The sequence below is a fragment of the Psychrobacter sp. CR212 genome, assembly GCF_059693765.1.
The window spans coordinates 172,503-193,830 of sequence record NZ_JCATIF010000003.1 but is presented as its reverse complement, the minus strand read 5'-3'; the positions used below and the strand labels follow the sequence as shown (position 1 = coordinate 193,830).

Genomic DNA, 21,328 nt, shown 5'->3' with positions numbered 1-21,328 from the left:
TTTAAATTCTGGGCAAAAATTACTTCAATAATCGAACTTCAATAAGTAAGTTAAGAGATATATCACAACATCTCTGCATCAACTTGTAGCCATCCTAACACTATGATTTTGGATGAAATACATGAGCAAGGTAGCAAAATGTGCGCTTGGGGTAATTACATGTAATAGGCTGTAAGTGGTATAACATAGGTGGGGTACAACTTAACGAGTCTTAACACAAAGAAATGTTTGAAGTTAACGTTGAATCAATAGACACAAAAAAACCGCAGAGCAATGAGCAATGCGGTTCTTGAACAAAAAATAAATACCAATAAATGCGTGAAGTTAAATGTTACGTATTATCTGAACAAAGACACGCTAGTATTACTTTTACTTAAGGAAGCTCAATAGCAACGGCAACTGCTTCGCCGCCACCAATACAAAGTGTCGCAACGCCTTTTTTGCCGCCGGTACGCTTGAGAGAATTGATGAGTGTCACTAGGATTCGTGCACCTGAACAGCCTACTGGATGACCAAGCGCACAAGCGCCGCCTTCAACGTTAACTTTGGCGTGGTCGATGTTTAGCTCGTCCATAGCCGCCATAGTGACCATCGCAAAAGCTTCGTTAATTTCCCATAGATCCACATCAGCGACTGACCAGCCAGCATTTGCTAGTACTTTTTCGATGGCACCGATAGGAGCGATGGTGAATTCGCTTGGGTGACGAGAGTTTGAAGCAGTGGCAACGATGCGAGCTTGATAATCCAGACCTTCAGCCTTTGCTTGTGACTCTTTCATGACGACGACAGCAGCAGCACCGTCTGAGATTGAGCTGGCATTGGCTGCAGTGATCGTACCGTCTTTTGCAAATGCTGGGCGTAAGCTTGGGATACGATCAGCATTCGCTAGGCCTGGTTGCTCATCAGTATCGACCGTTTGCTCGCCTTTACGAGTTTCAAACGTCACAGGCTCAATTTCATCTTTGAAGTGATTGTCTTTGATAGCGGTTAGCGCGCGACTGAGTGATTCGATGGCAAACTCATCCATCTTTTCACGTGTATAGCCTTTTTTATCCGCCATTTCTTGAGCGAACATACCCATGAGCTTACCAGTCTCAGCATCTTCTAGGCCGTCTAAGAACATATGATCTTTGACTTCCTTGTGACCCATGCGGTAGCCACCACGCGACCCTGGCATCAGATACGGTGCATTGGTCATTGACTCCATACCACCAGCTACAGCAACATTGAAGCTACCAGCTTTGATGCCATCATGTGCTTGCATGACGGCTTTTAGACCTGAGCCGCATAGCTTGTTGATGGTGACCGCGCCAGTCGCGTCAGACAATCCAGCTTTGCGCATGGCTTGACGGGCAGGGCCTTGACCCAAACCTGCAGTCAAGATACAACCCATGATTACTTCATCAATATCATCGACACTAACGCCTGAGCGTTCGACAGCGGCTTTGATTGCAGCAGCGCCCAAATCGCTAGCACTCATGTCTTTTAGTACGCCTTGGAAGCCGCCCATTGGTGTACGTGCGCCGTTTAAGATTACAATTGCATCATTTGACATCGTTATTATTCCTTATTTACGTATTTTAAATGAAAGTGCCTCATAGAGAGGTAAGGGCTGGTTCGCTGTTACTCTTTATCAGTTAGCACTTGCCTGGCTCACTGATAAAGGGGGTGATAAGCGTGGCTTGCTAAAATTATGTTTTAAGCCAGCTCATCTAAGCGAATGCGTACTACTTTATCAGTAATGGTCTCTAATTTTTCAATTTTTTCGATAGCGATATTCATCTGACTCTCGACCACAGGTAGGGTTAAGATAATGACAGGTACTTGACCCACTTTATGCGCAGGTTTCTGTAGAATGGCATCGATATTGATACCTGCATCGCTTAGGATGCGAGTGATGTCCGCTAAAACACCTGGGCTATCATAAGCATGTACACGTAAGTAGTAACCAGTAATCATCTGCTCAGCACGTAATATTGGTGTGTCTGAGAGTTGCTCAGGGATAAATGCTAAGTGCGGTACATGGTGTCCACGATTGTTTTGCTCGCTGCTGTTTTGCTCGTCGCCACTTTTGCTACCTAATACACGGACGAGATCCATGACGTCGGCCATCACTGCCGAAGCAGTAGCACCAGCACCAGCGCCATCACCGCAGTAGAGTGTTTGCCCAAGTGGATGTGAGTTGACCAATACCGCGTTTTTTACGCCGTTGACATTGGCAAGCAACGCATCTTGTGGAATAAGCGTTGGATGTACACGCAACTCAACGCCAGCATCATCACTGTTGCCTTGACCATCACGGCGTACTGCAAATCCTAAATGTTTGATGCGATAGCCAAGCTCTTCGGCGTAGTTGACATCTTGTAGTGTGATACCAGTGATGCCTTCACAGTAGACTTTGTCAAACTGTAGCGGGATACCAAAGGCAATCGAGGCAAGCAAGGCTAGTTTGTGCGCCGCGTCGATGCCTTCCACATCAAAAGTTGGATCTGCTTCTGCATAACCCAGCTCTTGCGCCTCCTCTAGTACGTCGGCAAATGGGCGACCTTTGTCACGCATTTCGGTCATGATAAAGTTGCCAGTACCGTTAATGATACCTGCGAGCCAATCAACTTTATTGGCAGCAAGCGCTTCGCGCATCACTTTGATAATTGGGATACCGCCTGCCACCGCTGCTTCATAAGCAACATGGACATTATTTTCTTCAGCAAAGGCAAAAATCTCATTACCGTGTTCAGCCAATAGCGCTTTATTTGCAGTTACGACATGCTTACCGTTTTTAATAGCTTGCATGATGACGTCTTTAGCCAAGGTCGTACCACCAATCACTTCGATAACGATATCGACATTGTCGCTTGCCGCAATTGCCATCAAGTCACTGTTTTGCATGATGCTGGTATCAATATCATCACGCTGACGGCGCGTACCCACTTCGGTAATAATAATATCGCGTCCACTACGGCGTTTTAGCTCATCTAAATTGTCATTGATTAGGTTGATCACACCTGTTCCGACGGTGCCTAAACCAAGTATCGCTAGTTTGATGGAATTGCTCACAGTATCCTCAAGAGGTTAAATATAATGAAGCGGGCATAACGCTGGGGCAATAGCAAATGAGTCTGCGGCATAACACCGGCAGTCTATAGGCATTTTCTAGTGCTACTTTGCATACATACTTCATTATAGTTGAATAAAAAATGCTCAGATAAAAGGGTATTGCTAATTTTGCATCGCGCTTTATCGTATCATACCGACAAGCAGTTGTGACGTCTACACAATGTCGATAAGGTTATATAGGGTATAGATTATAGAATAACTATCGTGCTCATCTGTACTTGGCATACTCAGATATTGCTCAAGCGGTGCTGTCTTATATTTAAATCCATTCATATAAACGGTAGATATTAGAATATATTAAAAATATCACATGTTAGGATTAAGTATTAGTTTGCACCGACAGCTTGCGCCAGTTGTGCTGCAGGTAAATAGCCACCTACTTGCTCGCCTGCTTCAGTAAAGATAGCAGGGGTACCGCGCACACCCAGTCTGGACCCTAGAGCCATATGCGCTTGCACAGGGGTAGCACAGCTAGGCGCTTGCACATTGGCACCCATTTTTGCTTGATCCATCGCTGCGTTACGATCCTGACTACACCAAATCGCTTCCATCTTTGGCACAGACTCTTGACTGCGTGGCCATGCGAGATATCGCACTTCGATACCGCGCGCATTGATATCATCCATTTCTGAATGTAGTTTACGGCAGTAGCCACAGTCGGCATCAGTAAAGGCATAGACGACCGCTTTGGTTTCGCCTTTTGCTGGATAAATAATCATCTCTTTTTTATCCACGGCTTGTAACGCTTCTTGCGCGGTACTGGCCGCCAAAGCAGCACTGATATCCACTGGCGCAGCACCGCCAACGGCAACGATCTGTCCTTGGATAATATGCTTACCCGACTTATCGGTAAAGAAAGAGGGTAGCCCTTCAGCCGTCACCCAATAAATACCATCCATATCTGTTGGTACCGCTGAGACGATCGTTTCTTCGATACCAGAGGCCTTTAGGTTTGCTCGTAATGCACTAACTACTGCAGAATCATTATCAGCTGACGCTTTGGCTGGTGCATCCTTGGTCTGCGCCGCGTTGACAACACTGGTATTACCGGTTGCATCCGCTGCATTGTTTGAGCAGCCAGCAGCAACACCTACTAGCAAGACACTCATCAAAAAACGAGATAGGGTAGTACGAGAGAAAAAATTATTCGTCGTGGTATTTTTGCTAATGGATGACGGCATATGGATTTCCTATAGGCATCGCGCCTAGATATGAGTTCGTTATATACAAAGCGTTGTGGATTACAATATATAGTAAGGTGTCTGAATAATGTTTTAAAGGTTTAATTTTACAGAAGTTTTTATAAATGATTGATAGTAAAGATAAGCGGTAAAATCGCTATATTAGCATATTTATGGATAATGACAGCTCAAATGGACTGTCTAATAAATGCAAATAATCCCAACTTTTAAGAATAGCTGACAACACAAATTCAAAAAATAAGATACATTTGTACTATGTAATGTATGGGCGTGCCCTTGTAGTCTACTGCTAACAGCATTGTTATTATAAGAACTCTAATAAAATACGTTGTTTTAATGATTTCAGTAGTACTTACTTCAACAAATTTGCTTTAAGGAGCACACATGGCAGGTGCCAGTTTATTAACCTTACTTGATGATATCAGTGTGATATTGGATGACGTCTCCGTCATGACCAAAGTCGCTGCCAAAAAAACTGCTGGCGTGTTAGGCGATGATTTGGCGTTGAATGCTGAGCAAGTCACTGGTGTCAAAGCCAACCGCGAACTACCTGTTGTCTGGGCAGTCGCCAAGGGCTCATTCATCAATAAGCTCATTTTGGTGCCAGCAGCGTTATTGATTAGTGCGATTTATCCACCGCTTGTCACGTTTTTATTGATGTGTGGCGGTCTATTTCTAGTTTATGAGGGGGCAGAAAAAGTTATACATCGGTTTTGGCCACATGCATTGCCACATGATGAAGAACAAAATGCTCGCCGAAAAGCCAATGCCGATGAAACAGTCGATTTAGTGGCATTTGAAAAAGAAAAAATCAAAGGGGCCATACGTACAGATTTTATCTTATCCGCTGAGATCATCGTGATTGCACTAGGCGCAACGGCAAGTGCTACTTTGCTAGAACGCAGTTTAGTACTATCTATTTTAGCAATTGGTATTACGATTGGTATTTATGGTTTGGTCGCTGGTATTGTCAAAATAGATGATGCAGGCCTACATCTGATGGAGCAAGAAAGTACGTTTAAGCAAAAAGTAGGTAAGGTGATGTTTGCTGCTGCGCCAAAGCTCATGAAGTTTTTATCCATTGCAGGGACGTTGGCTATGTTCTTAGTGGGTGGTGGTATCTTAGTACATGGTATTGGCTTTTTGCACCATGGTGTAGAGGATATCGCACATCTCACGGGTATTTTTGAAGGAGTAACAACCACCGTATTAAATGGTGTTATTGGTTTTATTATTGGTGCGGCAGTTGTGGCATTGCTTACTGTGATTGATAAAATTCGCGGCAAAGATGATAAGGCTTCTTCTGCTCATTAAGCTGGTTTGTGGTTTTATCTTATGTCCAATTTTATTCTAAATAGATAATTAAACAGAAACCTATTAAAACAAAAGCCCCAAAGCTATTAGTAGCTTTGGGGCTTTTATATTTCTGCTTCTATATATTAGCTTTCGCTATCGGTATCATCAGACGCAAGCTTCTCAGCTTGGGTCGGTTTTTTATGATCCGTTTTGGGCTTGCGACTGCGTGCCTTTGGAACCTTCGGCGTCGTCAGGTTAAACATGCCGGTCTGTGGCAGCAATTGCTCAGCTACATTCTCGATCATGTTTTTATAGCTGGCGATGGTGGTCTTAGATTTAGCTGCTTGACTGTCATCTTTGCTCGTTTCTTTAGCAGATTCTTCTACTTTAGATTCGGTTGTTTGCTCAGCCTCTTCTGCATCAGACTTTTCTACATCTGCCTGTGTTGCATCAGCTTCCGTCGTATTGACTCCTTGTGCTTCACTGGCTTGAGCTTCTACACGGTTAGCAGCTGATTGCGCTTGCTCGACTTCTAGCAATTTCTCACTATCAGCGCTGACATGGTCAGCCTGAGCTTGATTGGTCAGTGCTGTCGCTTCAACGTTATGTGCATCCACTTCGCTATTGTTTTGCTTAGTATTTACTAGCGATGCTTCATTGCTCGAAGTCTGCTTTGTAGGAACACTCAACACAGCTGGCTCTTGGTAGTCAGGATGCTGACCGCGTGGATCATTGCTGGCACGCTTGCCAATGGCACGTGGTTCAACGGCGGTTTTGCCTTGAGCTACTGCAAATTGACTGACTGCTTGAGTCATCGCTGCGAAGCGTGCCAAGTAATCTGCTGCTAATGGCTGGTAGCCATAGTTGCTAAAGTCAAAGCGCTGACTGGCCATATTGTTGCTATGGTTGTCATCGACAGCATTCTCAACGTTGGTGCTATTATCTGCAGATTGCGCTTGCTCGTTATACAAGGCAATTGTTTCGATAAAGCAGCTGATAACGCCATTTTCTGCTAAGCGAGTTTGCGCGTCTGGCAGCGTCGCACGAATAAACTCACCAACGGTGCCACGTATCGCTGCTGCACTTACAGTAGTAGCTTCGACCTGAGGTGTTGCTTTTGCTTGCTGAGCACGTACCACACGTGGGTCGTTGCTAGCTTGACCAAACTTCTCAGCAGTCACGTAACGTTCACCAAACAGTAATTCGTGTGTTAACTCAAGTGCTGAGTTACTCATGCCTTTATTATTGGCACCACTGTCATTAGCTGGAACTTTTTTAGCTTCTTCAGCTTCGCTGACATTATCAGTGGTACCAGTATCAGTGCTCTCAGCTTTCTGATGCTCGGGCTTGGCTTTGGCCTGCTCTGCATCAGCCGTTTTTGTACTAACTGACTGACTGTCTACGTCGCCAGCAGAGGCTGGTTGGTCGCTAGTAGAGGCTGGTTGCGCTTGTTCTGACTGATTTTTATTATCAGTGCTCTGCTTACGATCAGTTGCATTGTTTTGCACCTTAGCGTTAGTAGTCGCCTCTTGGTTGTTTTGAGTTTGATTCTCAGACGCCTCTACCGTACCCTTTTTATTGTCACCTTTTTGGTCAGTATTTTTCTCACTGTTACTAGGCTTGTTGGCAGCTTGCTGAGTAGCGTGATCTTTTGTGCTCTCGTTCTTTGCCGTGCCGTTTGTTGAGCGTTGTTTATCGCTAGATTGAGGCTTAGCAGGCGTGGACTTGCTATCATCTAAAGATAAGTGCACAACTTCTGACGCCTTTAGCTTGGTCGGTGCTTCATTGACTTGTAGCACGACTTCATTAGGGTCCTGACTACGACGTGTGCCAGATTGGTTTTTACCATTGGCATCGTCGCTATTTTTACCATTTTGCTGCTTGTTTTGCTTAACATCGTCAGCCGTTAGCGTCTCACCGCGCTCTAGCTTTCCGCGTGAGCCACGTTGGCTATGCGATTTACGCTTAGCGCGGACTTGCTCATCAGCTTTTTGGCCAGTTTCGTTGTCTGCGTCATTACGATCGTTTGCTTTTTGGTTATTGTCTTGACGAATGCTGTTGTCTTGACGGTTATTACGATTGCGATCGTTCGTACGTCTGTTTTCCTGTTGACGCTTGTCTTGCTGTTGTTGGCCTTGCGTGTCAGACGATTTCTCATCAGCGCCACTATTGGTATGGTTAGTCGTCTCGTCAGTCGCTTCTTTTCTTTGACGCGGCTTTGAGTTTCTTGACTTACGCGGCTTACGTCTTCTTCTGTCTTCGTTATTGCTGTCATCAGTATCGCTGTCGTTAGTACGGCGTGTCTGTTGACGATTAGCGTTGCTATCTGATGGTTGGTTGTCGTTTTTCTGATGATTGTTTTGTTGAGTTGGGTGCTCACTATTTGAAGCGGCACTATTCAATGCATTGCTATCAACTTGGCCAAATGAGCCTAAGCTTTGTGCGCCAGTATTTACCAAGGCCTCGATCGCTTCAGCGGCATCGCGACTACTGACACTAGGTGTGGTGGTGGCTTGCGGTGCTTGCGCAAACAGATTTGATAACCAAGCGACTGCTTTTGGTTGAGTAGTGGCTTCCACATTTTGAGTCTGCGCTGCGACTGGCGCTACAACGTTTTTAGGTTGACTGGCTTGTGGTGCACGCGCTGGCGCAGCGTCATTAGCATTTTTATGATTACGGCGATCATTGCTATGATTGACGGTATCGTTCTGCGTAGCTGTGCTCTGCTTGTTGTTATCATTTGATGGTTTACGAGGCTGGCGAGTAGGCTGCTGCTCAGGGCGCTCTTTTTCAGCCGTTTGCCAGTCGACATTGTAGCCAAGGTCACTGTGCTCTTGTTGCTGAGTATCAGTGATACGCTCGTAACTCGATGGGGCAAAGCCATCGCGGTTAAAGTGCAGCTTAAAGTTTGGTGACTCTAAATGGGCGTGCGGCAAAATCGTGATACGAGTGCCACTGTCTTGCTCAAGATAAACCAAGCTGTCACGCTTTTCATTTAGCAAAAATGCTGCGATGTCGGTTGGAACTTCCGCTTGCACTTCACCTTGGCGTTCTTTGAGCGCAATTTGTTCAATTTGACGCATGATAGAGAGCGACAATGAACGCAGGTCACGAATCATACCGTTACCATGGCAACGTGGGCAGATATAACCAGTTGATTCTTCTAATGATGGACGTAGACGCTGACGGCTCATTTCCATCAGACCAAATTTAGAGATATCACCAAACTGGACGCGAGCACGATCGTATTTGGTCGCATCAATTAGACGCTTTTCTACTTCCTTTTGATGCTTATTGTCATTCATGTCAATAAAGTCAATAACGATCAAACCACCCATATCACGCAAACGCAGCTGACGGGCAATCTCGTCGGCCGCTTCTAGGTTGGTATGGTAAGCGGTCTCAGCAACGTCTGAACCTTTGGTCGACTTAGCTGAGTTGATATCGATAGAGACCAAGGCTTCTGTTTGGTCGATGACGATTGAGCCACCTGATGGTAGACGCACCTCACGCTGATAGGCCGTTTCGATTTGTTTTTCGATATTAAAGCGCGAAAACATTGGTTCATAATCGGTATATTTGCGTAGCTTTTCGGCTTGTTTTGGCATCACTGCATCAATAAAGCCTGCTGCTTCAATATAAGCGTTTTCGTTATCAATCCAAATCTCAGCGATATCATCACGCAAATAGTCACGGACAGCACGGGTAACGACACCTGCTTCTTGATGGACGAGGCGTGGTGACGGATATTTTTGGTTTTGTTCTTGGATGGCCTGCCAGATATTAAGCAAATGGTTAAGGTCATGTTGCAAGTCTTCTTGCGTCTTGCCAATACCTGCTGTACGAATGATAACGCTCATGCCTTTTGGCAAATCAAGATTGCTCAGCATACGTTTCATGTCTTCGCGCAGCTTGCCTGAGATTTGACGTGAGATACCGCCGCCACGAGGATTATTTGGCATGAGTACCAGATAGCGACCAGCCAAAGAGACATAAGTCGATAGGGCAGCGCCTTTGTTACCACGCTCTTCCTTTTCGACTTGGACGATTAGCTCGTCGCCTTCTTTAATCAGTTTTTTGATGTTTTCATCACGTGGGTTACCGCTTAGGTATTCGGCAGAGATTTCACGAATCGGCAAAAATCCTTGGCGCTGAGAGCCGTATTCGACAAATACCGCTTCGAGCGATGGCTCAACACGGGTTACATGGCCTTTATAAATGTTAGATTTTTTTTGCTCGCGGGTACGATTTTCTAGGTCGAAATCATATAGATGATTGCCTGTACATAAGGCGACACGAATCTCTTCGTTTTGAGTTGCGTTGATCAAAATGCGTTTCATATTTATATCCTATGAGTACGCATAACAACGATGAGACAGTCTTTAAAAGATAGTGGCAAGTGTGGCTAATATGACATTAGCATTTGTAGATATCAGTGAACAGTAGAACGTAAATCGTGGGTTTCGTAAAGCACGTGGGCTTTTTCAATGGCTCTTTTACCTGAACTTATGAGCGGTGCTCACATTAATATAAATAAAATAGGGTGTAAGGCTATGATACTTATATTCTATTATCAATAAACTTGGTACATATATGAATATGTCAGCGAATAAAAACTCTCTTAATGTCAGTACGTTCTATTGGTAGTGACGTTGGCGCACGTTGTAAGCGTGGGCGACGGTCAGTTACGGGTCTAAAAAATACTGATATTAAAAAGGCATATTGCGGTAGCCATTCATCCTTCAAAGTCTAACAATAATATCGCGGTCGTGATTGCTACTATTATATATCGTAGCGTCATCAGTCAGCGGTTATCTATTCAGGCAAAGCGATTGGTTACTCTTTATTTATCGTTCTTTATATATCGTCAATAATATCTTGGGTGTCTCAAGGTTAGGTATCACAGCTTTGGTTATCAGCGGGGCGTACTTGGCAAACAGAGTAATGGACCAGCTTGTCAGCATGGTATCGTATTTACCTCTTTATCTTCATCTGTTTGACCACCAATACTCAGGCAGCTATCGAACTATTTTTCGATCCTAACGCTAACCGACCCATACTTGCTCAACTATGCTGTCATAAAGGACCATCAGATAAGTAATCATTAAATAATAAATAGTTATCAAAAAAAGTCGTTGTCATGCAGTTAGTGAGTCAATGTGGTGTTGTCATCCGTTAATAAATAGACTGATCGTCAAAGTTATTAACGCGATGGTATTTAGTGTCACTATTTGTTTTATGGTACCGAGTAAAATTCGATACAGTGTTTTAATTTATAGGGCTGTGTTTGGTAACGAATACCTTTAAATGCTAATGCCTCTAAACGACTGGCCCTACAATTAGATGAAACGTTTCATAGCAGCAGGGTAAATAGCATTGACCTCTTTACTAACAATCAGTAAACACTGGAAAGTAATAAAACAGTAACCAGCTATCTGAAACAACAATGATTATTGCTGTCACCTCTGCTTAATTGTCGCTCAACATGCTAAACTATAACAAATCTTTGTGTAAATACCTAACTAAAAATGACAAACTCAAAAATGACTGACGACGCTCCTACCCATGAAGCCCCTGCTATTTTCAATAGTAAAACCCGCCCACAAAGCGCTGACGATGAGATTAGCAACTTTGGCAAGGTAAACTACCTTGAAGTGACGCGACATCAACATGACCAGCGTTTGGATAACTTTTTGCTCAATCGCTTGAAGGGTTTGCCAAAATCGCACATCTATAAAATGATTCGCTCAGATGAAGTGCGCGTCAACAATAAACGCTGTAAGGCACATGATAGATTGCAGCGTGAAGACGTTGTACGTATCGGACCTGTGGAGTTGGCAACACGTGACAAACCTATCATCAGTACTGAGTTTGCCAAAAGCTTGCTGGCACGTGTGGTCTATGAAGATGAAGGTCTGCTAGTACTAAATAAGCCTTCTGGCATTGCAGTGCATGGCGGTAGCGGCTTGGACTTCGGCGTCATCGAAGCCATGCGTGAAGTGACGGGTAAAAAGTATCTAGAGCTGATTCACCGCATCGACAAAGATACCTCAGGTCTGTTGATGATCTCCAAAAAACGCTCAACACTCAAAGTATTGCAGCAGCATTTGGTAGACAAGACTATTCAAAAGCACTATCTATGTCTGGCCAAAGGACAGCCTGCGCTGAATGAGCAACGTATCAATGCACCATTATTGCGTTATACACTTGCTAGCGGCGAACGCCGTGTCAAAGTAGACGCACAAGACCCACAAGCGAAAGAAAGCCAAACAGACATCATCGTCCATGATCGCTTTATGATTAATAGTCAGCCAGTAAGCCTCATCGAAGCCAAGCCACTAACTGGCCGCACGCATCAAATCCGTGTACATTTGGCTCACATTGGTCATGCTATCTTGGGTGATGATAAGTACAACGTTCATGACAAATCAGGCGTTCATCGCCTATGCCTGCATGCGTGGCGCTTAGATATTCCGGGTTATGACGCTATTACCGCACCATTGCCAGACGACATGGCGGATTGGCTACCAGAGACAGCCAAGTTGCCTGAATAGGTCTAAATATAATCATTTTTGTCTAAAAATGTAGACCTTTATAGAAACATGAAAACGTCACGATACCTTATTTAATCAATAAGCTGCCGTGACGTTTTCGTATCTGCTACTTACTATTGTTATTCGTTAAGGTGAATCCATGACTGCATTATTTACCACTGATACGCCAGAACTTACTCAGCACTCTCAGCCAGCAGATGAGCATCGTCTATCTGATAAGACACTAGTTATTTTTGACTGGGATGGCACGCTGATGGATTCTATCGGCCTAATTGTGGATTCTATGCATGTGGCTGGAGAGGCACATGGATTTGAGACGACTGATAAAGCGGTGAAAGACATCATTGGTCTGAGTTTAATGAATGGTATCGAGATTTTATATCCTTATGCAGATGAGTCGCAGACGCTCGCCATTCAGCAGACTTATGCAGAGTACTATATTGCTAATAGCCACTGCACGCCACTCTTTGAGCCGATAGAGGATATGTTGCAGACTCTGCAGGAGCAGGGCAAAAAGCTTGCGGTCGCCACTGGAAAAAAAAGAAAAGGGCTAGATCGTGTATTGGATGCCTCTGACAGTCGCGATTATTTTGTCATGACACGCTGTGCTGATGAGTCAGGCTCAAAGCCTGATCCGCAGATGTTGACTGATATCTTGGATTACACGCAGCAGCAAATATCTGATGCCGTGTTCATCGGTGACAGTATCTATGATATTCAAATGGCAACCAAACTGGGTATGACCAGTATCGCGGTCAACTATGGCACGGCAACAAGTGCAGAGCTTGCAGAGCAAAATCCGACATATCAGGTTGACACGCCGCAAGCATTGGCTAAGCTATTGTGTGCTTAAATAAAAGCCTTTTTAGCTTATATAAAAAAAGGGTTCATCGATATTAACGATAAACCCCTTTTTTTATTTGAGACTAGGGCGTGTTGAACATTCGCAAATAGGCACTGCTGAGCGCTAAAATTGTTCCAGACAAGGCACAAAGCGACGATAATGCAAATGCCTTAGCGAGATTTGTAACGCAGTATGGGGCAATTTTAGCATCAGCCCCAACGATAAAAAGCAGGGGACAGGACTCTTTTTTGCCGCTTCATCGTTAAAAATAAGCGCTTAGAGTGACTAAACTTATTATTTTTAACATCGAATCGCCTAAAAAATAGTCGCTGTCAGTGCCATGGTCGAATGTTCAACACGCCCTATAATTTCTATTTACTTTCTCCTTGACTGCTTTCTTTTTCAATGGCGTCTTCTAACTCATCGCCTTCTAATAACGCAAAAGACGATTCAATGATTTTGTCATTATCCAGTTGATAATCGTACCATCTACCCATGACACCAGCCAGCTCATCTAGACCTTCTTTTCTCAATGCTGAAAATAACTGGATAGTACAGTTTAAGCCGAGTTTTTTGAGTCTTTTGCGGGTATTGAGTAGGGCATTTTTGGACGCGCCATATTTTAGCTTGTCAGCTTTAGTCAGCAAGATGTGTACGGGTAGGTCACCATCTTTTGCCCAATGCAGCATCTGCTCGTCAAAAAACTTGAGTGGGTGACGAATGTCCGTCATCAGCACTAGGCCAGCAAGGCTTGAGCGCGATACTAGATACTCTTCTAGCTCGACCTGCCATTCTTTTTTCATCTCAAGTGGTACAGCGGCATAGCCGTAACCTGGCAAATCAACCAGTCGTCTATCAGTGTTACCGATACTAAAAAAGTTAATCATCTGCGTGCGTCCTGGCGTTTTGGACGAGCGTGCAAGCTGGCGCTGATTGGTCAAAGCGTTGATAGCTGAGGATTTACCAGCGTTCGAGCGTCCTGCAAAGGCAACTTCTAATCCCATATCAGGTGGGCAAAGCTTAAAGGTAGGCGCTGATGTCATAAATTCAGTCTGCTGAATTTTCTGACGGGATTTGGTGTTGAACAGCGCATGTTCGGCAGCAACATCGGTAAACGGGGTATTCATAAATGGCTCATTAATCTTAAAAAATTAGATACGGGTATAAAATTCTGGTTAGCTGGTGGGTTGGCTTAAGCCATGACTTCAATTTAGCAAATATGCAAAAAGTGGTAAGAGGCTCTTCTTTATCAGCGCTTACACCTTGTAAAGTTAGCGATTTGATATTATCCGCTATTCTATACTATTACCTGTCTTACTTATTGAAATAACTGCGATTAGCATCATATAAATAGTAGGATAACATTAAAGTTAATTGTTGATTAGAATAAGTTTTTAGTGTTAACAAAGCTGAATATAATTTATCTATGTTTGCATGACATATATTGTTACAATGTTTAATAAAAGACATTTAATAGAACGATTGATGTGACACGTGAAATCTCACGAGGAGGTGCTCTATGTTTTCAATCAATAGACTTCTTGGTAAGGGCTATCATGCTCTAACAGTTGGCAGTGCTGCCTTATTGCTAAGTGGCATCATGATCAGTAGCGCAGGTGCGGCTGATATTGCTACTACTTATGATAACTCATGTGCAGCCTGTCATGATAGTGGCGCACTAAATGCTATCAAAAAAGGCGATAGTGCCAAATGGCAGAAACTTATTGAGCAAAAGGGCATGCCGACACTCATTAAATCTGTCAAAAGTGGCATGATTCAAATGCCAGCAGGCGGTCTTTGTAACACCTGTAGCGATGATGACTACCGCAAGCTTATCGAGTATATGAGCAAGTAGTCCATTTAGACATGAAGCTTGAAGCGATAAGTAAGATAGAGCGCTGGGTTTACAACCTGAATGCGCTTTTTATTTTTGCACTGTATTGTAGGCTATGCTCATCAGAAAACTGATGAATACTACGATTAAGTAGGCAAATGATACAAAGTCTTGCTATAATAATCGAAAATAAACCCTGATGTTAGTAAGTACTTTCAGACTGCTTGTGTCCAAGACCTCAAAATATATGCCACGCCTATGATTAAAGAGGCGACTATATTAGGTATCTTATCCGTGCAATCACTCTAAATAATGCTTACGCCGAGCTAGTAGGATTTGTATCAATGAAAAAGTTAATCGCTGCTGCCAGCTTATGCGTTGCAAGTTTCAGCGTACAAGCTGCTATTATTGTTCCTGAGTATGACGTCGATGCAGGTCAGAAAATTGCAGAAACCGTTTGTGCTGCTTGTCATGGTCTTAATGGGGTCAGTATTGTTCCTGCGCAGCCAAACCTTGGCGGCCAAAATGTAAAATATCTTTATAAACAGTTAGTTAACTTTAAAGCAGGCTATCGCAAAAATGGTATCATGCAGTCACAGGTTGCTAACTTGTCTCAGCAAGATCTAGCCAACGTGGCAGGTTACTACTCTAGCCAAGCGCCTTGGGGTGTTGGATACGGCAACCCTGCAACGAACCAAGAAGCCACCAAACTATTCTTGGGTGGCGATAAGTCACGTGGTGTGATTGGCTGTGCTGGTTGTCATGGTCCGGATGCTGCAGGTAACCCTTGGGCAGCGTTTCCAAAATTAGGCGGACAGCATGCTCAATACATTGCCACTCAGCTAAAACTATTCCGTGCCGCTGGACGTGCTGATGATATCGATAGCGATGATCAAAAACGTGTCAATGATGCTGCGAAAGAAGGTGAGATGGGTATGATGCAAACCGTTGCATCGAAATTATCAGATCGTGACATTCGTATCTTGTCAGACTATGTGAGTGCTATTCACTAATTAAACGGCACTGATGATCACTATCTGATACGCACGTTGTAGATAGAATTATTGATCATGTCTGAATTACTAAACCCCGATTTCGGGGTTTTTTTATAACTGTTTGTCCCTTATATTGAAAAGACAGTGTACAGCTGAATTCCTTTACAGAGGCAACTCATTGCTCTGTATAATTATAAATTACCGTTATTCACTTTATACCATACTCAAAAATGCGATTAGCTGTATCGAACTCGTTTTGCTTGCTACTGTCGTTTTTGTGAATGGTATTAGATCGTTTGGATTGAGATTATGATGATCCGTTATGCTTCTTATTTTATCGCGGTATTGTTACCGTTATTATTATTTCGCTGGTTTGCCCCTGCTTCAATCGGTGAGATCGATTTTTGGTTATTATGGCTGCTAGCAATGGTGTTGGTCGCGTTGCCAGTTGTTTATGCTGAGATAGCTTTGGCTTATCGTAGTGTCGAGGGACCTTTGGCCGGTATGCAAAAGCTCACTCGCGAATCAGATGCAAGCCCAATATGGCGAAGCTTTGGTTGGCTGGCTGCATTGGTTTCTATTGTGATTGCAGCATTGATCATATCAGGTGCCAGTACAGGGATATTAACCGCTTTGACTGAGCTTAATAGTACCCCTGATGTACCAAGTTTTGCGGTTGCCGCAGGGTTGATGGTTATTACTGTGCTATTAAGTCTGCTTGGGACCGCGCCTTTGCCTATTGGCCTCGGATTGATGGTCGTTGGATTAATATTGGGCATCGCAAATGGTGTGCCTAATATTAGTTTTGCTATGACCGATATTAGCTTGGTTGAATGGGCGCGGGCAGTGGCGCTAGCATTGGTCAGTGTTGGTGCGGGTACAGGGTTGTACTGGTTCGGGCAAAACTTGGTCAGTAAGCAGACGGTCACTGCCGTGGAAGCAAACAGCCAACAGGCACAAAGTAGGGCTGCTCGTGACTATCGTGCCACTAAATTGGTATTACCAATTTGGACTTTGCAGCTATTGGTAGGGGTTGTCGCGTTATTTATTAGTGGTATGTCGTTACCACCGATTGGACAACTACTCTATTGGGCTGGCGTACTATTCGTCGTTAGCTATTTGCTGCATTACAGTACTCAGCAGTTAGCGCATAAGTTTGGGCTGTTAGTCAGCTTGATAATAACTTTTGTTTTAGCATTGCTACTGGTGGTTGCGATTCCGACGACTTGGCTGGTAGGCATTCTAGTTATAGTGAGTAGCATAGCGGTACTACTATTATCGGTATTTGCAGGATGGCAGATGAAGATCAGTCATTTACGCAAATCATTGAACTTTAGCAGCGAAGCATTCTATAACTTATGGCGAGTCGCGATACGTCTTGTCGTACCGCTGGCATTGCTATTGGCGTTAATAGGTTGGGTAATACAGTGGTTGAGCTAACAGGTGATGGCAGTAAGCATAGCAATGCGCTGCAATCGGAGTTAATGACAGTCTATCTTGCGTATGCGGAAGATGAGCAGCGCCAGCATTATCTGGCGTTAAAGGTTAGACAAGGTACGAGTCTGTATGAGGCGCTAGGCAAAGCTGGCTGGCTTGAAAGGTTTGCAGCGCTGGCAAAATGGTGTGAGCAAGCAGTAGACATTACAACGCCAACCGCTAAACGTTGGCATGTGGGCATCTATGCACAAAAACAGCCGCTGAATTATCTATTGCAGCCTTTTGACCGTATCGAGGTATATCGCAGTTTAAGCGCTGATCCAATGTCTCAGCGCAAAAGTAAATCTCGCGGTTAAGTTATTATTTATTTTAACTGTTAGTCATTCGAGCTGATAAATCGTACGGATTACGATGCTGGTAAGCTCTCGATACCTTCGATGCGAGTGACCAAACCATTCTCATCAAAGTAAACGACTAAGTGTTGGCTTGCATTTTTGACATCAGCAATGCCTTTACGGCGGCCTTCGGTGCCTGCTTGGTAATCGTAAATGTAATCCCAGCGCTTAGGCTCAAGGGTATCTCTAATCGCAGGACTGCCAAGGATATAAAGTACTTGGTTCTGATTCATCCCTACTTTTAGTTTTTGTGCTTGGGTTTGAGTAATCGCTGTGCCTTGAGGCAAATCAATCTTATAAACGCTCAATAGTGAGCAGCCAGACATAGCGACAGTAGCGCTCAGCATACTGGTGATAACAATGTTACGTAGTACGCTGGCATGGCTTAACGGACGAAAATTTAATGTCTTTATCATGGTAAGATGACTCATAAGAAATGAATTAGGCGCGGCCAAAGTTAGATGGTGCGAGTCTGACCGACAATCTTGGACAAATGATACGTCATTTACTTGCAATTGCCTACCACTTACGACATTATTTACCAAACACCACCTGAATGGTTTTATTATTTATATTTTAAATTCATAGGCTTGCACTGCGGTTATTCAGGGAATTATAAAGCAGTCCGTTACCTCATCAGCACTGTTTTGAGGGTGTTAAAACCACTTATATTTAATAAAGAATAATCAGCAACGATTATTTATCTCATATTTTTTAGTTTTTCATTTGCTAAGACTGTCACAGTCAGAAGGGATATTATGGCTTCTTTTACCAATCAAGATTTACGTAGAGCAGGATTGAAGGTTACGTTACCTCGTATTAAGATTTTAGAGCTGCTAGAAAGCGCCGAGTTACACCACATGAGTGCAGAAGAAATATACAAAGCGCTCATCGAACAAGGTGAAGATGTTGGTCTTGCCACGGTCTATCGTGTACTCACCCAATTTGAGCAGGCGGGCATCGTTGAGCGTCATAACTTTGAAAATAACTTGTCAGTGTTTGAAATTACCCAAGAAGAGCATCACGACCATCTGGTCTGTGATGTTTGTGGCAAAATCATTGAATTCCATAATGAGATGATCGAGGAAGAGCAGCTGAAAGTCGCAGAAAAGCACGGCTTTAAACTATCAGGTCACTCGTTAGTCTTATATGGTATCTGTGCTGACCAAGCTTGCAGAGACAGTGCCAAGTAAAGACCTTGGTTATCAATTAAAGCTTTATTTTTATAAATGACTCTAAGATCTCTTATATTAAAAAGCCCTCATTATTGATAATGAGGGCTTTTTTGAGTTTAATTTTTCAGTATGTACTGACATCACTCTCAATAGCTTAACTGATGTCTAACGATAAACTATCCGCACCTTCATCTAAATTAGCCTTACCGTTTTTGCTACTGAGCTTAATTTTCAGACGTAAGTCGTTAGGGGAGTCAGCATGCAAAATTGCCTCTTTATAAGTGATCTCTCCTTGTTCATACAAGTCAAAAAGCGCTTGATCAAAGGTTTGCATACCGCTGTCTCGAGAGCGTGTCATGACGTCTTTGATTTCATGCACCTCACCTTTACGAATATAGTCGCTAATTAGCTGTGAGTTTAATAAAATCTCAATAGCAGCACGGCGTCCTTTGCCATCAGGGGTTGGAATGAGCTGCTGAGCGATAATGGCCTGCAAGTTCAGTGACAAATCCATAAATAGCTGATTATGACGACTGGTTTCAAAGAAATGAATAATACGGTCAATCGCTTGGTTGGCATTATTGGCATGCAAGGTTGCAAATACCAGATGCCCTGTCTCAGCGTACTGGATAGCGTAGCTCATGACCTCACGGTTACGAATCTCACCAATCAAGATGACATCTGGTGCTTGGCGCAGCGTATTTTTTAGTCCTGCTTCAAATGAGTGCGTATCGATACCGACTTCACGCTGAGTGATGATACAACCACGATGTTTATGGACAAACTCGATAGGGTCTTCTATGGTAATGATATGCCCATGAGAGTTTTGGTTACGATGTCCAATCATAGCCGCGAGCGTAGAGGATTTACCTGTGCCGGTCGCGCCGACCAGCAAGATAATGCCGCGCTTTTTCATGGCCAGTTCTTTGAGCGCTGGCGGCAAGCGTAGTTCCTCAACAGTTGGGATCTTATTCTCAATTTTCCGTAAAATCATTCCTGCCATATCGCGCTGTATGAATGCACTGACCCGAAAACGTGCTTGCTGTGCTTCATCAGATATAGCAAACTGACACTCGTTCGTCTCTTTAAATTCTTTTTGCTGGCTAGGGGTCATCACTCCTTTGACTAACATCATGGTTTGATCAGCGGTCAAAGGGGTTTTACCGACAGGTAAAATTTTTCCATTTACTTTCATGGAAGGCGCTACATCAGCAGTAATAAAAAGGTCAGAGCCATTTTTATTAATCATCAACTGCAATAATTTATCAATGTCCATATCGTACCTGCATTCGATGTAAGTCGATTAAAAGTTATTTAGAGTAGTGTATTAAAGGTCATTCATAGAGACCAATAACAATTTAGCACCATTCACGCTTTTTTGTGATTTGGCTGAGACTATAAAAATGCCTCAGGTTGCTTGGCATAAGGACGAGCCACATCTTTACTGATGGTGCCTTTGCCAACCAAGTTTTTTAGCGTTTGATCGAGTGTAATCATGCCTTCGCCTGCACCCGTTTGGATGGCAGAATACATCTGAGCAATTTTGTTTTCACGTATTAAGTTACGGATAGCGGGTGTGCCTAGCATGATTTCATGGGCTGCCACACGTCCACCAGCTTGACGACGCAATAGGGTTTGTGAAATAACGGCTTGTAGTGACTCCGATAGCATGGCACGAATCATATCTTTTTCGGCGGCAGGGAACACGTCGATGACACGGTCAATCGTCTTAGCGGCTGAGCTAGTATGCAGAGTGCCGAATACTAAGTGTCCTGTTTCTGCTGCCGTCAGTGCCAAACGAATGGTTTCAAGGTCACGTAACTCACCAACCAAGATGACATCTGGATCTTCTCGCAATGCTGAACGTAATGCAGGCTCAAAACCTAAGGTATCGCGGTGCACTTCACGCTGGTTAATCAGGCTTTTTTTCGATTCATGGACAAATTCAATCGGATCTTCAATTGTTAAAATATGCTCTTTACGACTTTCGTTAATATAATCAATCATGGCCGCTAGCGTCGTCGATTTACCCGAACCAGTTGGGCCGGTCACCAATACCACGCCACGTTTGAAGTCTGAGACACGTTTGAATACATCGCCCATCCCTAAGTCTTCCATGGTCAATACTTTAGAAGGAATGGTACGAAATACCGCGCCTGCGCCGCGATTTTGATTGAATGCATTGACCCGAAAACGTGCCAAGTTTGGAATCTCAAAAGAAAAATCTGTCTCAAAGAACTCTTCAAAATCAGCGCGCTGCTTGTCGTTCATAATGTCATAAATGAGCTGATGAACCACTTGGTGCGTCATCGCAGGCATATTGATGCGTGTCATCTCACCATCGGTACGAATCATCGCAGGCATGCCAGCTGAAATATGTAAATCCGATGCTTTATGTTTGACCGTAAAACGTAGCAAGTCTTCGATACTTAAGGTGTTTTTTTCAGCCATAATCCGATATTCCTATCAATTAGTCAGG

At 43.7% G+C, this 21,328-nt stretch carries 16 protein-coding genes; 8 read left to right on the top strand and 8 right to left on the bottom strand.

What is annotated here, in order from left to right; genetic code table 11:
* Positions 1–373: 373 nt before the first annotated feature.
* The 3 genes from AC58CZ_RS08075 to AC58CZ_RS08065 form a co-directional block, all read right to left on the bottom strand.
* Positions 374–1,555, bottom strand: coding sequence for a thiolase family protein (locus AC58CZ_RS08075; protein WP_071002379.1), 1,182 nt, complete (start codon positions 1,553–1,555; stop codon positions 374–376).
* A gap of 143 nt (positions 1,556–1,698) precedes the next feature.
* Positions 1,699–3,057, bottom strand: coding sequence for a homoserine dehydrogenase (locus AC58CZ_RS08070; RefSeq protein WP_212563953.1), 1,359 nt, complete (start codon positions 3,055–3,057; stop codon positions 1,699–1,701).
* A gap of 386 nt (positions 3,058–3,443) precedes the next feature.
* Positions 3,444–4,298 (bottom strand): thioredoxin fold domain-containing protein, encoded by an 855-nt coding sequence (locus AC58CZ_RS08065; protein WP_494224027.1) that lies wholly within the window; start codon positions 4,296–4,298, stop codon positions 3,444–3,446.
* A gap of 405 nt (positions 4,299–4,703) precedes the next feature.
* On the opposite strand from AC58CZ_RS08065, the gene AC58CZ_RS08060 reads away from it, so the two are divergent.
* A complete protein-coding gene (locus tag AC58CZ_RS08060) occupies positions 4,704–5,633 on the top strand; it encodes a DUF808 family protein (RefSeq protein ID WP_494224028.1) in 930 nt (309 codons plus the stop codon).
* Between the two features lie 125 nt (positions 5,634–5,758).
* On the opposite strand, the gene AC58CZ_RS08055 is transcribed toward AC58CZ_RS08060, so the two are convergent.
* Positions 5,759–9,955, bottom strand: coding sequence for an Rne/Rng family ribonuclease (locus AC58CZ_RS08055; protein WP_494224029.1), 4,197 nt, complete (start codon positions 9,953–9,955; stop codon positions 5,759–5,761).
* A gap of 1,203 nt (positions 9,956–11,158) precedes the next feature.
* On the opposite strand from AC58CZ_RS08055, the gene AC58CZ_RS08050 reads away from it, so the two are divergent.
* Both AC58CZ_RS08050 and AC58CZ_RS08045 read left to right on the top strand, forming a co-directional pair.
* Positions 11,159–12,169, top strand: coding sequence for an RluA family pseudouridine synthase (locus AC58CZ_RS08050; protein WP_494224030.1), 1,011 nt, complete (start codon positions 11,159–11,161; stop codon positions 12,167–12,169).
* 139 nt (positions 12,170–12,308) lie between these two features.
* Positions 12,309–13,022: an HAD family hydrolase gene (locus tag AC58CZ_RS08045; RefSeq protein ID WP_423726535.1), complete on the top strand. Its 714-nt coding sequence runs from the start codon at positions 12,309–12,311 to the stop codon at positions 13,020–13,022.
* Between the two features lie 362 nt (positions 13,023–13,384).
* Here the strand turns inward: AC58CZ_RS08045 and yihA are convergent, their stop codons facing one another.
* On the bottom strand, positions 13,385–14,140 hold the full coding sequence (gene yihA / locus AC58CZ_RS08040) for a ribosome biogenesis GTP-binding protein YihA/YsxC (RefSeq protein ID WP_494224031.1): 756 nt from the start codon (positions 14,138–14,140) through the stop codon (positions 13,385–13,387).
* 392 nt (positions 14,141–14,532) lie between these two features.
* On the opposite strand from yihA, the gene AC58CZ_RS08035 reads away from it, so the two are divergent.
* From AC58CZ_RS08035 to AC58CZ_RS08020, 4 genes are all read left to right on the top strand, one after another.
* Positions 14,533–14,868, top strand: coding sequence for a c-type cytochrome (locus tag AC58CZ_RS08035; RefSeq protein ID WP_494224032.1), 336 nt, complete (start codon positions 14,533–14,535; stop codon positions 14,866–14,868).
* 323 nt (positions 14,869–15,191) lie between these two features.
* Positions 15,192–15,860 (top strand): c-type cytochrome, encoded by a 669-nt coding sequence (locus AC58CZ_RS08030; protein WP_075107765.1) that lies wholly within the window; start codon positions 15,192–15,194, stop codon positions 15,858–15,860.
* Between the two features lie 291 nt (positions 15,861–16,151).
* Positions 16,152–17,282, top strand: a complete 1,131-nt coding sequence (locus tag AC58CZ_RS08025) for a hypothetical protein (protein ID WP_494224033.1) — start codon at positions 16,152–16,154, stop codon at positions 17,280–17,282.
* Positions 17,258–17,635 carry an RnfH family protein gene (locus tag AC58CZ_RS08020; protein WP_494224034.1) on the top strand — a complete coding sequence of 126 codons (378 nt, stop codon included), beginning with the start codon at positions 17,258–17,260 and terminating at the stop codon, positions 17,633–17,635. The genes AC58CZ_RS08025 and AC58CZ_RS08020 overlap by 25 nt, the downstream gene beginning before the upstream one ends.
* A 50-nt stretch (positions 17,636–17,685) precedes the next feature.
* Here the strand turns inward: AC58CZ_RS08020 and AC58CZ_RS08015 are convergent, their stop codons facing one another.
* A complete protein-coding gene (locus tag AC58CZ_RS08015) occupies positions 17,686–18,105 on the bottom strand; it encodes an outer membrane protein assembly factor BamE domain-containing protein (protein WP_494224035.1) in 420 nt (139 codons plus the stop codon).
* 327 nt (positions 18,106–18,432) lie between these two features.
* On the opposite strand from AC58CZ_RS08015, the gene fur reads away from it, so the two are divergent.
* Positions 18,433–18,867 carry a ferric iron uptake transcriptional regulator gene (gene fur / locus AC58CZ_RS08010; RefSeq protein ID WP_058024231.1) on the top strand — a complete coding sequence of 145 codons (435 nt, stop codon included), beginning with the start codon at positions 18,433–18,435 and terminating at the stop codon, positions 18,865–18,867.
* A gap of 136 nt (positions 18,868–19,003) precedes the next feature.
* Here fur and AC58CZ_RS08005 read toward each other — a convergent pair whose 3' ends face one another.
* Together AC58CZ_RS08005 and AC58CZ_RS08000 are read right to left on the bottom strand one after the other, a co-directional pair.
* On the bottom strand, positions 19,004–20,125 hold the full coding sequence (locus AC58CZ_RS08005) for a PilT/PilU family type 4a pilus ATPase (protein ID WP_071002369.1): 1,122 nt from the start codon (positions 20,123–20,125) through the stop codon (positions 19,004–19,006).
* Between the two features lie 119 nt (positions 20,126–20,244).
* Positions 20,245–21,300, bottom strand: a complete 1,056-nt coding sequence (locus AC58CZ_RS08000) for a type IV pilus twitching motility protein PilT (RefSeq protein WP_058024233.1) — start codon at positions 21,298–21,300, stop codon at positions 20,245–20,247.
* Between the last annotated feature and the right edge of the window lie 28 nt (positions 21,301–21,328).

Bases quoted from the DNA above. Each gene is read 5' to 3' on its own strand.
- AC58CZ_RS08025 (WP_494224033.1), top strand. From the start codon at position 16,152: ATGATGATCCGTTATGCTTCTTATTTTATCGCGGTATTGTTACCGTTA.
- AC58CZ_RS08050 (WP_494224030.1), top strand. From the start codon at position 11,159: ATGACTGACGACGCTCCTACCCATGAAGCCCCTGCTATTTTCAATAGT.
- AC58CZ_RS08065 (WP_494224027.1), bottom strand. From the start codon at position 4,298: ATGCCGTCATCCATTAGCAAAAATACCACGACGAATAATTTTTTCTCT.
- AC58CZ_RS08055 (WP_494224029.1), bottom strand. From the start codon at position 9,955: ATGAAACGCATTTTGATCAACGCAACTCAAAACGAAGAGATTCGTGTC.
- AC58CZ_RS08030 (WP_075107765.1), top strand. From the start codon at position 15,192: ATGAAAAAGTTAATCGCTGCTGCCAGCTTATGCGTTGCAAGTTTCAGC.
- AC58CZ_RS08015 (WP_494224035.1), bottom strand. From the start codon at position 18,105: ATGAGTCATCTTACCATGATAAAGACATTAAATTTTCGTCCGTTAAGC.
- AC58CZ_RS08045 (WP_423726535.1), top strand. From the start codon at position 12,309: ATGACTGCATTATTTACCACTGATACGCCAGAACTTACTCAGCACTCT.
- AC58CZ_RS08075 (WP_071002379.1), bottom strand. From the start codon at position 1,555: ATGTCAAATGATGCAATTGTAATCTTAAACGGCGCACGTACACCAATG.
- AC58CZ_RS08000 (WP_058024233.1), bottom strand. From the start codon at position 21,300: ATGGCTGAAAAAAACACCTTAAGTATCGAAGACTTGCTACGTTTTACG.
- AC58CZ_RS08060 (WP_494224028.1), top strand. From the start codon at position 4,704: ATGGCAGGTGCCAGTTTATTAACCTTACTTGATGATATCAGTGTGATA.
- AC58CZ_RS08035 (WP_494224032.1), top strand. From the start codon at position 14,533: ATGTTTTCAATCAATAGACTTCTTGGTAAGGGCTATCATGCTCTAACA.
- yihA (WP_494224031.1), bottom strand. From the start codon at position 14,140: ATGAATACCCCGTTTACCGATGTTGCTGCCGAACATGCGCTGTTCAAC.
- AC58CZ_RS08005 (WP_071002369.1), bottom strand. From the start codon at position 20,125: ATGGACATTGATAAATTATTGCAGTTGATGATTAATAAAAATGGCTCT.
- fur (WP_058024231.1), top strand. From the start codon at position 18,433: ATGGCTTCTTTTACCAATCAAGATTTACGTAGAGCAGGATTGAAGGTT.